The organism is Glacieibacterium sp., assembly GCF_965200405.1.
In the GTDB taxonomy this organism is placed as follows: Bacteria; Pseudomonadota; Alphaproteobacteria; order Sphingomonadales; family Sphingomonadaceae; genus Glacieibacterium.
The window spans coordinates 3,450,406-3,464,630 of the sequence record NZ_OZ241356.1 but is presented as its reverse complement, the minus strand read 5'-3'; the positions used below and the strand labels follow the sequence as shown (position 1 = coordinate 3,464,630).

12 protein-coding genes are annotated in these 14,225 nt (G+C 66.7%); 10 read left to right on the top strand and 2 right to left on the bottom strand.

All coding sequences use genetic code 11. The features are described from left to right. Positions 1-394: 394 nt before the first annotated feature. From ACOFKW_RS16295 to ACOFKW_RS16265, 7 genes are read left to right on the top strand one after another with little or no spacing between them, the layout of a single operon-like run. Positions 395-1,105 carry a sugar transferase gene (locus tag ACOFKW_RS16295; RefSeq protein WP_419815175.1) on the top strand — a complete coding sequence of 237 codons (711 nt, stop codon included), beginning with the start codon at positions 395-397 and terminating at the stop codon, positions 1,103-1,105. Beyond that, positions 1,102-2,286: a glycosyltransferase gene (locus ACOFKW_RS16290; RefSeq protein WP_419815174.1), complete on the top strand. Its 1,185-nt coding sequence runs from the start codon at positions 1,102-1,104 to the stop codon at positions 2,284-2,286. Before ACOFKW_RS16295 ends, ACOFKW_RS16290 begins: the two co-directional genes overlap by 4 nt. After that, positions 2,286-3,398 carry a glycosyltransferase gene (locus tag ACOFKW_RS16285; RefSeq protein ID WP_419815173.1) on the top strand — a complete coding sequence of 371 codons (1,113 nt, stop codon included), beginning with the start codon at positions 2,286-2,288 and terminating at the stop codon, positions 3,396-3,398. The genes ACOFKW_RS16290 and ACOFKW_RS16285 overlap by 1 nt, the downstream gene beginning before the upstream one ends. Before the next feature lies 1 nt (position 3,399). Further along, the gene (locus tag ACOFKW_RS16280) at positions 3,400-4,413 is read left to right on the top strand and encodes a glycosyltransferase family 2 protein (RefSeq protein WP_419815172.1); all 1,014 of its coding nucleotides are present in this window, start codon (positions 3,400-3,402) and stop codon (positions 4,411-4,413) included. Then, positions 4,410-4,970, top strand: a complete 561-nt coding sequence (locus tag ACOFKW_RS16275; RefSeq protein ID WP_419815171.1) for a polysaccharide biosynthesis/export family protein — start codon at positions 4,410-4,412, stop codon at positions 4,968-4,970. Before ACOFKW_RS16280 ends, ACOFKW_RS16275 begins: the two co-directional genes overlap by 4 nt. After that, entirely contained in the window at positions 4,970-6,250 is a 1,281-nt protein-coding gene (locus tag ACOFKW_RS16270; protein ID WP_419815170.1) for an outer membrane beta-barrel protein, read from the top strand. The genes ACOFKW_RS16275 and ACOFKW_RS16270 overlap by 1 nt, the downstream gene beginning before the upstream one ends. Positions 6,251-6,252: 2 nt before the next feature. Next, positions 6,253-8,436 carry a GumC family protein gene (locus tag ACOFKW_RS16265; protein ID WP_419815169.1) on the top strand — a complete coding sequence of 728 codons (2,184 nt, stop codon included), beginning with the start codon at positions 6,253-6,255 and terminating at the stop codon, positions 8,434-8,436. Here the strand turns inward: ACOFKW_RS16265 and ACOFKW_RS16260 are convergent. Continuing rightward, the gene (locus ACOFKW_RS16260; RefSeq protein ID WP_419815168.1) at positions 8,427-8,609 is read right to left on the bottom strand and encodes a hypothetical protein; all 183 of its coding nucleotides are present in this window, start codon (positions 8,607-8,609) and stop codon (positions 8,427-8,429) included. The genes ACOFKW_RS16265 and ACOFKW_RS16260 overlap by 10 nt on opposite strands. A 164-nt stretch (positions 8,610-8,773) precedes the next feature. On the opposite strand from ACOFKW_RS16260, the gene ACOFKW_RS16255 reads away from it, so the two are divergent. Together ACOFKW_RS16255 and ACOFKW_RS16250 are read left to right on the top strand one after the other, a co-directional pair. Continuing rightward, the gene (locus tag ACOFKW_RS16255) at positions 8,774-9,943 is read left to right on the top strand and encodes an acyltransferase family protein (RefSeq protein ID WP_419815167.1); all 1,170 of its coding nucleotides are present in this window, start codon (positions 8,774-8,776) and stop codon (positions 9,941-9,943) included. After that, complete coding sequence (locus tag ACOFKW_RS16250) at positions 9,940-11,235, top strand: hypothetical protein (protein ID WP_419815166.1); 1,296 nt, start codon at positions 9,940-9,942, stop codon at positions 11,233-11,235. Before ACOFKW_RS16255 ends, ACOFKW_RS16250 begins: the two co-directional genes overlap by 4 nt. On the opposite strand, the gene ACOFKW_RS16245 is transcribed toward ACOFKW_RS16250, so the two are convergent. After that, positions 11,172-12,602 carry an oligosaccharide flippase family protein gene (locus ACOFKW_RS16245; RefSeq protein WP_419815165.1) on the bottom strand — a complete coding sequence of 477 codons (1,431 nt, stop codon included), beginning with the start codon at positions 12,600-12,602 and terminating at the stop codon, positions 11,172-11,174. The two genes, ACOFKW_RS16250 and ACOFKW_RS16245, sit on opposite strands and share 64 nt — an antisense overlap. A 236-nt stretch (positions 12,603-12,838) precedes the next feature. On the opposite strand from ACOFKW_RS16245, the gene ACOFKW_RS16240 reads away from it, so the two are divergent. After that, positions 12,839-14,221 (top strand): SDR family NAD(P)-dependent oxidoreductase, encoded by a 1,383-nt coding sequence (locus tag ACOFKW_RS16240; RefSeq protein ID WP_419815164.1) that lies wholly within the window; start codon positions 12,839-12,841, stop codon positions 14,219-14,221. Positions 14,222-14,225: the final 4 nt, after the last annotated feature.

The window sequence follows — 14,225 nt, the reverse complement described above, 5'->3', positions numbered from 1 at the left end:
TTTGGACAGCATGGGCTCTGCAGCCCCTTACCAACGAGTTCGCTGTACTTTCGAAGGTAAATCACCTGTTCATATGGGCGTAGCTTATCGACCAGACGAGTTAGGCCGAGGGAAACATTTCGCACCTGTTATGTCTGAGGGTGCCTGAGCAAAGTCGTCACGGAGGCGATTTAAACTACTAGATTTTACGCTGCCGTGCAACAAAGTTGCCTCATCCCGGATTGAGCGATGTCAGGTGAGATGCAGTGTTTCGACAGCCCGATCACTTCTACGGACGTCCAACGTCCAGCCGGGCTAGCGAAGGTGCCGATGTGCGGTGCAGCTTAGTTGCTGCACCTGCGTCGGGGCGGGTTGTGCTTGCAGGTCATTTTAACGTGACGCGAGATGGTCAGTTATGAACGCAATGCTCCAGACGGCCTCCCAGATGATGGGTGACCTTTCATCCGCGTGGCGCCCGGCTGCGACGGACACCGAGATGGAAGGCTCCGAACTCGCCGAGGCGGTGATCGCGCGGTCGTTCGATATCGTGTCGTCGATCGGGCTGCTGCTCATGCTGGCGCCGGTGTTCGCGGTGCTGTGCCTGGCGATCTGGCTGCACGATGGCGGCAGTCCGTTCTTCGTCCACTGGCGCATCGGACGGGGCGGCGTGCCGTTCCCCTGCCTCAAGCTGCGTACGATGGTCGTGGACTCCGAACGGCGCCTGGAGGCACTGCTCGAGTCCGACCCCGAGGCGGCGCGTGAATGGGCGCTCGACCAGAAGCTGCGCGACGATCCCCGGATCACCAGCCTTGGCGTGTTCCTCCGCAAGTCGAGCCTCGACGAACTTCCGCAGCTGTTCAACGTCCTGATCGGCCAGATGAGCATGGTCGGGCCGCGCCCAATCGTGGCTGCTGAAATGCCGCGTTATGGCCGCTACATCCGCGACTATTGCCGCGTTCGCCCGGGCATCACCGGGCTGTGGCAGGTCAGCGGTCGCAACCTAGTCAGCTATCGCCGCCGCGTCGCGATCGACACTCTCTATGCTCGCAACAAGTCCCTCTCGGTGGACCTGTTCATCCTGACTCGCACCATTCCGGCAGTGGTAGCGGCCCGCGGCGCGACGTGAACTCTGCCCGCGCTGGCAGCGGGGAGGTCCGGGACGTCCTGCTAGTCGATCCCTCGCTGTTCACGGCGCCGTATGATGCGGCGCTTTCGGCAGGTCTGGAGGACATCGGGCTGCGGCCGCATTGGGCGGTCCGCCAGTTGCGCGCCGGCGAGGGTGACGATCTCGGGCGGTCGCGCTCGACAGACCTGTTCTATCCCCTGAGTGATGGGCCGCGGCGGCGGTCGGGTGCGGCGGGCCGGGTGCTGAAGGGTATCGAGCATGTCGTCGGCATGGTGCGGCTGCTCAAGCTCGTGCGCAGCGGTCGCTACGATCTCGTGCACTTCCAGTGGATGCTGTTGCCCAGCATCGATGCGCGGATCATCGCCCGGATGCGCCGGGTCTGCCCGGTGGTGCTGACCGTCCACGATTCGACGCCGTTCAACGGCAAGCAGGTGAGCGGGGCGCAGCGGCATGGCCTTTCACAGATGCTGGACGCCGCCGACCGGATCATCGTCCACACCGAATCGGCCAAGGCCAATCTGGTCGCGCAGGGCGTGGCGCCGTCGCGGCTGGCGATCGTTCCGCACGGTGTCCTGACGGCGAAGCGCAGTGGCGTGGCCGAGGCGAACCCGCGCTGGCAGATTGTGCTGTTCGGCAAGCTCCAGGAGTATAAGGGCGTCGACGTGCTGGTCGAGGCGGTCAAGCTGCTCGATCCGGCGGTGCGCTCGCAGTTGAAGATCATCGTCGCGGGCGAGCCGATGATCGACATGGCGCCGTTGCTGGACAACGTGCGCGCGGCTGGGCTGCCGCCGGAACTGCTCGAGTTTCGGCTGTTTCGCCATTCTCAGGAGGAGATGTCGGAGGTGCTGGGCAGCGCCGACGCGTTCGTCTTCCCGTATCGGACGATCGACGCCAGCGGCGTGCTGTTCGCCGTCGCGCCTCTCGGCAAGTGGCTGATCGCCAGCGAGTTGGGCGCGTTCAGCGACCTGATCGGCTATCAGGGTGATGTCGGCGAGCTGGTGACCCCGGGCGGCGCGCAGCAGCTGGCGCAGGCGCTGGCCGCATCGATCGGGCGCAAGCCGGCGCGCGACCTGTCCGCCGAGATCCCGACCTGGAGCCGGATCGCGTCACTGACCCGCGATGTCTACAACAGCGCGCTGCTCGAATGGCAGGGGTGTCGCGCCGATCCGACCCTGAACTGATGCGGCGCCTGCTGATCCTGCACGACAGTCCGGATTTCGGCGGGCATGAACGCATGTTGCTGGCGTTGCTGCCCGGCGTGCTGGAGCGCGGCGACTTCGACGATATCGTGTTCATGGTACCCGAACAGAACCAGCGGCTTGCCGACCGGTTGGCGGCGGAATTGCCGGCGATCCGTGTCGTGCGGTGGCCGTTCGTCAAGCGCCGTGGCGAGCCTTATCTCGGGCAGTTCCGGTGGCGCTATCGTCGCGCGGTGCGGGCAATCGTTGCGCGGGAGCAACCGAATACTGTATTGCTCGTTCAGGGCCGTATCGAAAACCTGGTGGTTCCTATGCTGGCGCTCGACGCGCGCATCAATGTGGTCAGTTACGTGCCGATGGCGCATCGTCTCACGCAAATGGGGCGGGCGGGCTTTCCTGGCGACCTCGTGCGGCGGCGGCTGTATCGCCGGCCCGATCGCTTCATCGTGCCGGCTCGCAGCGTCGTGGAGCAGGTGCGGCTGGCGGGCGGCACCGCACCGGTGACGGTGGCGACCAACTCGGTCGAAATGCCGCCGATGGTGCCGCAGGGCGAAGCTCGCGCGGCGCTCGGTCTTGCGGGCGGCAAGCGCATCGCGCTGTTCCTCGGGCGGCTGGAGATGGCGCAGAAGGGCCTGGATGTCCTGCTCGGTGCGCTGGAGCGGTCTGCTGCGGGTGCGTTTTCGGGCTGGACCTTCGTGTTCGTCGGTGACGGGCCGGACCGTGCCTGGCTGGAGACGGCGCTGGCGAAGACCCGGGTCGATGCCCGTCTGGTGGCGTGGACCGACGATCCTCAGGCCTATCTGGCGGCGGCGGATGTGCTGCTGATGCCGTCGCGTTTCGAGGGGCTGCCGCTGGTCATGCTCGAGGCGATGCAGGGCGGCTTGCCGATCCTGGCTTCGGATATCGACGTCACGCGCGAGTATCTGCCGGCGGGGTCGCGCATCGACTTCGCGTCGGCCGATCTTGCGGCGGCGCTGGACAAGGTGACCGATCCGGCGGGCGTGGCCGCCTACCGCGATGCGTCCCGCGCCATGCTCGCACCGCAGACGCTGGCGGCGGCGCAGGCCGAGTTCGCCGCGGCGCTGGCCGCCTGACATGCCCGCTGCGGTCATCATCCCGACGCTGAACGAGGCCGAGCGCATCGGTGGCCTGCTGGCGCAGCTTGCCAAGCTGCGCTCGGAGCTGGTCGTGGAGATCATCGTCACCGACGGCGGCAGCACCGATGCGACGCGCGCGATCGCCGGCGAGGCCGCACTCACGGACCCGCGCGTCCGGGTGATCGACAACCCGGCGCGCATCCAGTCGGCGGGGATCAACCTGGCAGTCGCCAAGGCGGACCGGCGGGCGGATATCATCGTCCGGATCGACGCCCACGCCTTCTACCCCGACGACTTCGTGCCGCGGATCGTCGCCGCCTTTGCCGCGACCTCGGCGTCGATGGTCAGTGTCGGGCTGCGGACGATCGGACTGGGCTGCATGCAGCGCGGGGTCGCGGCGGCATCGAACAGCCGGATCGGCACCGGCGGCGCGGCGCACCGCGTCGGCGGCCCGGCGGGCTTCGTCGATCATGGCCATCACGCCGGCATCGACCGGGCGATGTTCGAGCGGCTGGGCGGCTATGACGAGAGCTTCATCGCCAACGAGGACGCCGAGTTCGACCGGCGGGTCCGCGCGGCGGGCGGGCGGATCTGGCTCGCGTCCGAACTGCAGGTCGATTATTTGCCGCGCGCCACGCTGGGCAAGCTGTTCAAGCAATATCGACGCTACGGACAGGGCAGGGCGCAGAATTACCGCAAGCACGGCGAGCGGTTGCGGGCGCGCCAGATGCTGCCGCCGGTGCTGGTGGTCGCGCTGGTCGCGTCGCTGCTGCTGGCGGTGTTCTGGTTGCCGGCGCTGCTGTTACCGGCGTTGTACCTGCTCGGGCTGGCAGCGGCGTCGCTGGCGTTGTTCGTCAAGACGCCCGAACCCTGCACGCTGCTGGCGGGCGCCGCGGCGGCGACGATGCACATGGCTTGGGGCAGTGGCTTCCTCGCCGAAATCTTCCGCGGCCCCGATCTGGGCGATGAGGCCGCTTCACGCGTTCGATCCACCCAGGCGGAGAATGGATGATGGTACGGTGGCTGAGCGGGCTGATCATGGCCATGACGTTGGCGTTGGCGGGTTGTGCAAACGACCCGGCTCCGTCGGCTAGCGGCGCGATGGTCGTGCCCGTCTACCGGCTGGCGCCCGACGACCGCGTCAAGGTCATCGTCTTCGGCGAGCCCGACGTCAGCGGTGAGTTTCTGATCGGCAGCGACGGCAATCTGCCGCTGCCGCTGGTCGGTGCCATCCCGGTCAACGGCCTGACGCTGACCCAGTTGCGGCAGCGCATCACCGAGCGCCTCGGCGCGCGCTACCTGAAGGACCCCAAGGTCAGCGTCGACATGGCGAACTACCGGCCGTTCTATGTCCTGGGCGAGGTCAACAAGTCCGGCCAATACCCGTACCGCGTCGGCCTGACGGTCAATGCCGCAGTCGCGACGGCGGGCGGCTTCACCTACCGCGCCAACCACCAGACCGTCGCCATCCAGCGCTTTGGCGAGGCCGACGAGACGCGCTATCGTCTGACGTCCGACCTTCAGGTCGGCCCTGGTGACACGGTTCGAGTCCTCGAGAGGTTCTTCTGATGGGGCGCAAGCTGCACAAGATCGTCGCGAGCCTGTTCGCCATCGCCACCGCGACGGCGGCGAACGCACAGTTGCTGCCGCCCGACGACCTGCTGGTGCGGTTCTCACGCTTCGAGACGGTGCGCGAGCGCCAGATTCCGGGTTTCGAGGCGCCTGGCGTGCCGATCGGCACCTTCACCCTGTCACCGAACATCACCGGCAGTGCCAATTATTCCGACAATATCTTTGCCCAGCGCGATGCCCGCGTTTCCGACACCTTCTTCCGTGTCGAGCCGACGGCGATACTGCAGTCGAACTGGTCGCAGCGGTCGCTGACCCTGTCGGCCAACGGCCGCTTCGACCGCTACGCCAACCAGACCAGCGAGAACGTCGATGCCGTCAGCGCCTCGGCATATGGCGTCCAGCAGTTCGGCGACAGCACGCGGCTGCGCCTGGTCGCCCGCTATCAGAACGACCGCGAATCGCGTGAAGGCCAGACCGTCTTCGCGCTGACCCAGCGGCCGGTGCATTACGAGAACGAGTCCGTCGCGCTGGGTGTCTCGCAACGCTTCGCCAGCGTGCTGGTCAGCGGTGAAGCCGGCTATGACCGCTTCAACTTCGACGACGCCCGGCTGCGCAACGGCCCGGTGATCGACGAGGATTTCCGCGACCGCGACACCTACAATCTTCGCCTGCGCGCCGAGATCGCCCAGTCGCCGTCGCTCGCCTATTTCGTCCAGGGCCTGCGCGAGGCGACCAATTATGACCGGCCCGACGGCGGCACCGGCAATCTGCGCGGCAACACCCGCTACCAGGTGCTGGGCGGCGCCCGGTTCGAGCTGCCGCTCGGGGCGCGCGGCGAGATCGGTGTTGGCTATGTCAATTCGCAGAGCGAGGGCGCGCGCTACCGGACCTTCAGCGGACTGGCATTGTCGTCGCGGGTGACGCTGTTCCCGACCGAACTGACGACGGTGAACGTGTCCTTGCAGCGCAGCGTCAACGACGCGGGCGTGCCGAATTCGACCGGCTATCTGGTGACGTCGGGCACCGTCCAGGTCGATCACGAGCTGCTGCGCAACCTGATCCTGGGTGCGAACATCGGTTATGAGACCGACAACTTCAACGGCATCGACCGCCGTGATCGCCGCCTGACCGCCGGCGCGACTGCCGAGTACAAGCTGGGCCGGGCGTTCTGGATCCGCTTTGGCTATGACTTCATCGACTTGAGTTCGCGCGGCGTCGATCAGTTCCGGGCGTTCGACCGCAACCGTGCGACCTTCGCCATCCGCTATCGAGTCTGAGTATGAGTGAACAACTTCCGGTCGAGGTGAACCGTGCAGCCCAGCTGCCGGTTGCGCCCCAGCTCATGCCGACGGCAATGGCGATCCCGCTGGAGGATCGCATTCGGCATGCCGGAGCGGCGCTGCGCCGGCGCTGGATCTATTTCGCCGTGATCTTCGTGACGATCCTCGGCGCGGTCGTCCTGTACACCCTGTTGAGCACCAAGCAGTATACCGCCGACGCGACGGTGCTGGTCAACTCGCGCATCCTCAACATCACGCCCAAGGACGACGCGGTCATCCCGGACTCCAGTGCGGAGGACCGGGCGGTCAACAGCGAAATCCAGGTCCTCCAGTCGAACGAGGTCGTGCGCCGCGCGGTGCAGGCGCTGAAGGCCGGACCGCTGCCCCAGGTCGAGCAGGTGATGACCGGCATGCCGCCGACGCCGCCGACCCCGGCCGCCGTGCTGAATGCCGTCAAGGGACACACGCGCGTCACCCGCCCGGGCAACACCAACGTCCTGAACGTCAGCGTCACCGCCCCCGACCCGGTGGTCGCCGCCAGCCTGGCGAACGAACTGGCCCAGCAGTACATCCTGTCGAAAAGCGACGTCCGCCTGACCGCGGCGCGCAGCGCCGATGCCGGTCTGCGCCGAGAACTCGACGTCCTGCGCGGTCGCGTCGAGAACGCCGAGCAGGCGGTCGCCGCCTATCGCCGCCAGAATGGCCTGCTCAGTGTCGAGGGCGTCACCCTGACCGAGCGCGACCAGTCGCTGTTCCGCCAGCAGCAGGCCACTGCCGAGATGACGCTCGCCGAGGAGCGTGCCCGCTTCGGCACCGCGCGCTCGCAGCTGTCGCACGGTTCGGCCGGCGACGACGTCGGCGAGGCGCTGAACTCGCCCGTTGTCAATTCACTGCGTAGCCAGCGGGCGGTCGCCAGCGCCAACCTCGCGCAGTTGAACGCGCGTTACCAGCCGGAGCACCCCAGCGTCGTCAAGGCCCGGCAGGAAGTTGCCGACATCGATTCGGCGATCCGCGCCGAGATCGCTCGCGTCGTGTCGAACCTGAAGGCGCGGGTCGATGTCGCTTCGCAGCGTGCCAACGTCGCCAGCGGCATCCTTGGCGGGGCGCGCGGCGCACTTGCCAGCAACGCCGACGCCGCGGTCCGCCTGAACGAGCTGGAGCGTCGCGCCGATGCGCTGAGGACCAACTATGCCGGCATGCTGGCGCGCCAGACCGCGCTGGCAAGCCAGTCGGTGGTCGCAGATATCGATGCGCGCATGCTGTCGAACGCGCTGGTGCCGACGCGGCCGAGCGCGCCGAACAAGGCGCTCAACCTGGTCCTGGGCAGCATGCTGGCGTTCGTGTTGGCCGGCGGTGCGGTGGCCTTGCTCCAGCTGTTCGACCAGCGGATGATCTCGTCGCGCGACGTCGAGACCCAGATCGGCCTGCCGCACCTCGTCAACATGCCGACCGTCGCCTCGATCGCGACGCGCACCGACCGGCGCATGCCGCCGGCGGACTATGTCGTCGACCGGCCGATGTCGCTGCTTGCCGAGTCGATGCGCAGCCTGTTGCTGTCGATCGAACGCAACGCCAGCGACGACGGGCCGCGAATCGTCGGCATCGCCTCTGCACGACCAGGCGAGGGCAAGACGACGTTGTCGGTGTGCCTGGCGCGCGTCGCTGCAATCAGCGGGCGGCGCGTGTTGTTGATCGACGGCGATATCCGGCGGCCACAGGTCGCGACGATGCTCGGCCTGACGCCGAAGGTCGGGCTGATCGACGTGCTGTCCGGCGAATGGCCGCTGAAGGACGCCGTGATGCAGGACGAGCGCAGCGGCGCCTGGATCCTGCCGACCATCGCCAAGCCGTTCCAGCACGCCCAGATCAACTCCGAGGAGGCGCTGCGGTCGCTGATGTCGCGCCTCGTGGAGTTCTTCGACCTGGTGATCATCGACACCGCGCCGTCGATGATGGCGGTCGAGTCGCGGCTGCTGATGAGCCATGTCGAGCAGACCATCATGGCGATGCGCTGGAAGCACAGCCGGATCTCGATGGTTCGCAACGCCATCCAGCGTCTCGCCTCGATCGGCGTCCGGCCGGTCGGAATCGTCTCTACCCAGGTCGATATGAAGGCGGTCGCTGCCTATGCGATCGACGACGTCGATCACGAATATCGGCGCTGGGAAGGGTTTTACGGATGAATCGGGGCGGCCCTGAGCAGCTCGAACAGGGCCAGCCAGACCAGGCCACCGACAATCACCGCGGCCAGCCAATAGCGGCGGCTGATGCTGCGATAAAAGGCGTGTGGCAGCGGTCCGTGGCCGGCCCGTCCGACCGGCCCGCCGGCGGCCTGCGCGCTGATACTTGCCAGCACGTTAGCGCCGTTTCCTGCGAATGCAGGAGCCGCGATTTCATGTTGAAGATTGGGCACAGGCGCCATTGGTTGTTCAGTCAAGATCGATCCCCCAAAGTGTCATATCACGTCGGATTGCTCCTGCGTAGTGGCAGTTCGCGTGTAGCTGTCGCAGCAGCACGGCGATGAACGAGACCGTCCGCGTCCAGCCGGCGACGGCTGCGAAGGCCGAGCGCGCCGCCTTCAACCCGACGGTGCACGGCGCCCGCGGCCTGTTTGCGTCGATGGTCTTCGTCTACCACATCATCCACTCGGGCCTGCCGGGCCTGCTGCCCGAGACGTCGTGGCTTTCGGTGTACCTGCTCAACGCCTTCAAGTTCGGTGTGGAGCTGTTCTTCGGGATCAGCGGCTATGTTATCCTGGGTGCGCTGCGCCGTGCGCCGTCGATGCGCTCCTTCGCCTGGGACCGGGTCAGCCGGATCCTGCCGTTACTGTGGCTGACGCTGCTGGTCATTACCGCCGGTAGCCTGGCGACGAGACGCTGGATGCCGTCGTTCGGCAATTGGCTGCTGAATTTCCTGGCGCCGCCGCCGTTCGTCTCGGTGCCGATGCTCAATCCGGCGGCCTGGTCGCTGGGCTATGAGCTGACCTTCTACGCCCTGTGCGCGGCGTTCTGGGTGTTGCCCGGACGCGGCCGTACCCGCTGGGTGGTGATGGCGGCGGTGCTGGGCGCCGCGCTGCTGATGCTGTTCCCGCGCGCCGTGCTGTTTCCAGCCGGGCTGGCGATCGCCGCCGGGGCGCTGGCCTGGCCGGGGGTGCGCATGCTATCGCGGCTCCCGTTCCTGTTGCTGCTGGGCTTCCTGGTCGGCTGGCGGGCGATCGAGCTAAACTATGGCGGCGACATGCTGCTGGTGACGCCGTTGCACCTGCCGCTGGCATCATGGGTGGTGGCGCTGCCGCTGCTGGCCGGGACGGCGCTGCTCGGCGCGCTGGCGCTGGCGGGAATCTCGGCGGGCAAGGGCGCGTTCGCCGCGATATTGCGGACGGCGCCGCTGCAGTGGCTGGGGACGATCAGCTTCAGTTTCTACCTGTGGCAACCGGCGGTGATGGGCCCGGTCAAGGCGGCGCTGACGGCGAGCGGACTCGGCGCGCGGGCCGGGCAATGGTCGCAGCTGCTTTTCGCGCTGATGGCGCTGCCGGTGGTGCTGGTGATCGCGCACTTCAGCCAGATCTGGATCGAGGCCAAGCTGACCCGGGCGCTGCGCCGCATGGGGCCGCGCGAGGGTGACGCGCATGCGCCGATCACCGCAACCAGCCACGCGCCGGGCCATGGTGCCGCGGAAACCACCGCATGAGCACCGAGGTCGCCGCCGCAGTCTTTCCCCGCCGGGGCCTGACGCTGGCCGAGGCGGATGCGCGGGCCAGCCGCTGGTTCGTGCACGGCGCCCTGTTCGCGACGCTGATCCTGCAGCGCTTTTGCCTCTATGTGGGAGCCAGCCCGATCTACCTTTGCCTGATCGTCTTCATCGTGCTGCTCGGCTGGCTGCTGGTGACCGGGCGCGCGGCGCTGCGGCCGGTGCCGTTCGGGCTGTTCGCCTTGGCGGCGGCGATCGGCGTGGTCAGCACGCTGGTCGCGGTCAACACCTTCGACCTGCGCATCCCGGAGGTCAGCTTCGCATCGCTGCTGTCGTTGCTGGCGCTGTACATGGGGCTGGTCATCGGCCCGACCCAGCGGTTCGACGGATCGAAGGTGTTCGACATCTTCATCCGCTACGTCCGGCTGTGTGCCGTGCTTGGGCTCATCCAGTATGTCGCGCAGTTCGCCGGCATCAAGCTGTTCTCGTTCATGATCTCGTTGCCGGCGCTGAAGCCGGTGCTGGTCGAGCCGCTGTTCAACTACTGGCCGATCCTGGCCTATGGCTCGTCGGTCCTGCGCTCCAACGGCTTCTTCCTGGTGGAGCCGAGCACCTTCTCGCAACTGCTGGCGCTGGGGCTGCTGGTCGATGTGTTCGTGAGGCGCGAATTGCGCTTTGTGCCGCTGTATGCCGGGGCGTATTTGGTCAGCTATGCCGGCACCGGGATGCTGGCGCTGGGACTGACCTGTGCGCTGTACCCGCTGGTGTCGCCCAGCGGATCGGGTCGGATCCTGCTGTTCGGTATCCTGCTTCTGCCGCTGGGTGCGGCGGTCTGGGCGATCTTTCCCGACCAGTTCAGCGCTTTGGCCGACCGCGCCAACGAGGTCCAGTACGAGGGCAGCAGCGGCTATGCGCGCTATGTCGGCCAGTTCTCGGCCTTCGACGCGGTATGGGGCGAGACGCGCACGCTGATCGGCTATGGCCCCGGGTCGTTCGAACGTGCCGTGTTCTACACGCCGGGCAGCGGCAACCCGGTGGTCAAGCTGTTCATCGACTATGGCGTGTTCGGGCTGATCGCCTTCCTGGCGTTCTTCGTGTCGGCGTTGTGGCGGCGCGACATCATGCTGGTGGTGCTGTTCGCCTTCGTCAATTTTCAGTTCGGCGGCGGTAATCTGCTGTTCCCGCCGTTCGTCATCCTGTCGGCGGTGCTGTGCATCTGGTCGGCGCCTCAGGCCCTGCGCCGCGCCGCCACTGCCGAGCCGAGCCGCGCGGTCACGGTGCGCAGCTCGTGATAGATGATGTGATCCATCATGCGCAGCGCGACCAGCCAGGCGATACCGCCGGCCACCACCGCGGCGCCGAGCTGCGGCAAAGGCGTCGTGGTGGAGAAGCGCCAATAGGCCATGACCGCCAGCGCCGGCGCCACCGCGAACAGCCCGGCAATGGCGCTGCGGCCATAGACCGAGACGAACTCGCTGCGCTTGGCAGTGGTCATCCGCTCGAGGTGCGGGCGGTAAAGGTACTGCGCGAACAATGCGTCGGCGATGCGCGTCGCAGCGGCGGCTTCCAGGCTGTAGAAGCAGGCTGCGACGAAGATCGAAGTGCCGAATGCCGTGCGGATGAACTCGAATCGCGCCTGCCGGCCGGTCTCGCCTTTGACGACGAAGACCTCCCAGCTCATGGTCGTCGAGACCAGCACCATCGAGGCGATGCACAGCAGCGCCAGCGGCGGCGCGGCAGCGGTCCACTTGGCACCGTAGATCAGGTGAACCGCCGGGCCCGCCAGGATCGCCACGCCGGCGAACAGCGGCCACAACAGCCCGGTCATCAGCTCGAGGATCTTGAGATAGCGCTCGCGCAGCGGCACGCCCTCGCGCTCGCAGCGGGAGAAGTCGGCGAACACGACGCGCGTCACGATGCCGTGGATACTGTCCCAGACCATCGCATGATTGCTCGACGCGCGGGTGTACAGGCCGAGCTGGTCGATGCCGAGCGTCCGGCCCAGCGTCAGCTCCATCAGCCGGCCGGCAACCCGGGTCAGCCCGGCCACGGCGAAGATCTGTGCGCCGAACCGCGACATTGCCGACCAGTGTGCGAGCGACATCTTGAAGCTGATGTGCCGGCGCGCCACCAGGTTGATCGCGGCATTGGTCAGCAGCGCGGTCGCGACCTGGCTATAGGCGAGGCTCATGTAGCGATAGCCCATCATCGCCAGACCGATGGTGATGGCGAGGCCGATCGCGGTCGAGCCGATCTTGACCATGGCGATCGTCCGGAACGAGCCTTCGCGCTCCAGCATCGTGTTCGGCACGAAGGCGAACTGGCCGATGATCGGCACCACCGCCAGCACCAGCAGCATGTCGCGTACACCCGGCTCCTTGAACAGGGAGCCGCCGATCAGGCCCATTATGGCGATGCCGACCGCCATCAGCGAGGTGATCACCAGATTTACCGTCGCTGCGGTGGCGACGATTTCCGGGGTCAGCTTGGGCTCGCGGATCAGGAAGGTGTTGAGCCCGACCATCTGGACGACGCTGATCAGGCCGATCACCGCCATCGCCACGGCGAACACGCCCATGTCGTACGGGCCGAGCAGCCGCGCGACGATCACCGAGCCGACGAACTGCAAGGCGAGGAAGCTGGTTTGGCCGATGGCCATCCAGAGGAACGAGGAGCGGACAGCCATCAGTCGGCCAGCGATCTATCCGGCAGATCGTTGCATGCTTTCATGCCCCGCCGAAGAAAACTTGGGGCGAGCCGGTCAACTTCATGCCGTTCAGATCGTTCGATCGACAATCGGCATGCGGCCGGCAGCCTGTTCCGGCAGCGGCCATCGAAGGAAATGAACATAATGACTCAAACACCCGGTTTCCGTAGTCCCAGCCAGGGCCCGCAATGAAGATCGTCGCCGTCGTCCTCGCGGGTGGTAGTGGCACCCGGTCGGGTTTTTCACGCCCCAAGCAGTTAATCAAGCTCGGTGGTCGCCCGCTGATCGCGCATGCGCTGGAACGCTTCCAGTCGCACCCCGGAGTCGACGAAATCGCGGTGGTGACCAGTGCCGATTGCGTCGACGAGATCGAGGCGCTGGTCAACCGCGAACGGGTGACCAAGGTCCGCCGCGTCCTGCTCGGCGGCTCGGAGCGTCACGAATCGTCGCTGTCGGCAATCGAATCCTATGACGAGGAAGCGTCGCGCGAACCGCTCAGCCTGTTGTTCCACGATGCGGTCCGCCCGCTGGTCAGCCACAAGATCATCAGCGACGTGATCGCGGCGCTCGACCATTACGCCGCGGTCGACACCGCCATTCCGGCGTCGGACACGGTGATCTTCGCCGACGTCCAGACCAATACCATCGAGAACATCCCCGACCGCAGCACCGTGCGCCTCGGCCAGACGCCGCAGGGCTTTCACCACGGCGTGATCAAGGCGGCATACGCTCGCGCGCTGGAGGACCGCAACTTCAAGACCACCGATGATTGCGGCGTCGTGCTGCGCTACGCACCGGAGAACCGCATTTATATCGTCGACGGCGCGACGACCAATCTCAAGCTGACCTATGGCGACGACCTGCTCGTCATCGACAAGTTCATGCAGAGCGGTGCGGGCAAGCGGCTCAGCGCCAACAGCAGCCCGCTGGCGCTGGCGCAGCTGAAGGACAAGTCGATCGTCGTCTTCGGCGGCACCAGCGGCATCGGCGAATCGATCACCCGGCTGGGCGCGGCCTATGGCGCCAGGATCACCGTCGCCAGCCGCTCGGGCGGGGTCGACATCGGTGATGCCGCCAGCGTCGAGAAGGCGCTGGCCGAGGCGGCGGCTGAACACGGCAAGATCGACGCCGTCATCAACACCGCGGCGACGCTGACCCGGCAGCCGCTGGCGACGATGAGCACCGACGAGATCCGCGACAGCGTCAACACCAACTTCCTCGGCGCGTTGAACGTCGCGCGGCTGAGCTATGACTATCTGCGCCAGACGCGCGGTCACCTGATGCTGTTCGCGTCGAGCAGCTACACCTATGGCCGGGCATTCTACTCGACCTACAGCGCCTCCAAGGCCGGCGTGGTCAACCTGACCCAGGCGCTGGCGGACGAGTGGAGCGACGAGAACATCAAGGTCAATTGCGTCAATCCCGAGCGATCGCGGACGCCGATGCGGACCAAGGCGTTCGGTCGCGAGCCGGTCGAATCGCTGCTCGATCCCGACGAGGTGGCGCGCAAGTCGCTCGGCATCCTGATCAGCGATACCAGCGGGTTGATCTATGACATCATCAAGACCTGAAGCG

Bases quoted from the DNA above. Each gene is read 5' to 3' on its own strand.
- ACOFKW_RS16295 (WP_419815175.1), top strand. From the start codon at position 395: ATGAACGCAATGCTCCAGACGGCCTCCCAGATGATGGGTGACCTTTCA.
- ACOFKW_RS16285 (WP_419815173.1), top strand. From the start codon at position 2,286: ATGCGGCGCCTGCTGATCCTGCACGACAGTCCGGATTTCGGCGGGCAT.
- ACOFKW_RS16280 (WP_419815172.1), top strand. From the start codon at position 3,400: ATGCCCGCTGCGGTCATCATCCCGACGCTGAACGAGGCCGAGCGCATC.
- ACOFKW_RS16275 (WP_419815171.1), top strand. From the start codon at position 4,410: ATGATGGTACGGTGGCTGAGCGGGCTGATCATGGCCATGACGTTGGCG.
- ACOFKW_RS16270 (WP_419815170.1), top strand. From the start codon at position 4,970: ATGGGGCGCAAGCTGCACAAGATCGTCGCGAGCCTGTTCGCCATCGCC.
- ACOFKW_RS16265 (WP_419815169.1), top strand. From the start codon at position 6,253: ATGAGTGAACAACTTCCGGTCGAGGTGAACCGTGCAGCCCAGCTGCCG.
- ACOFKW_RS16255 (WP_419815167.1), top strand. From the start codon at position 8,774: ATGAACGAGACCGTCCGCGTCCAGCCGGCGACGGCTGCGAAGGCCGAG.
- ACOFKW_RS16250 (WP_419815166.1), top strand. From the start codon at position 9,940: ATGAGCACCGAGGTCGCCGCCGCAGTCTTTCCCCGCCGGGGCCTGACG.
- ACOFKW_RS16245 (WP_419815165.1), bottom strand. From the start codon at position 12,602: ATGGCCATCGGCCAAACCAGCTTCCTCGCCTTGCAGTTCGTCGGCTCG.
- ACOFKW_RS16240 (WP_419815164.1), top strand. From the start codon at position 12,839: ATGAAGATCGTCGCCGTCGTCCTCGCGGGTGGTAGTGGCACCCGGTCG.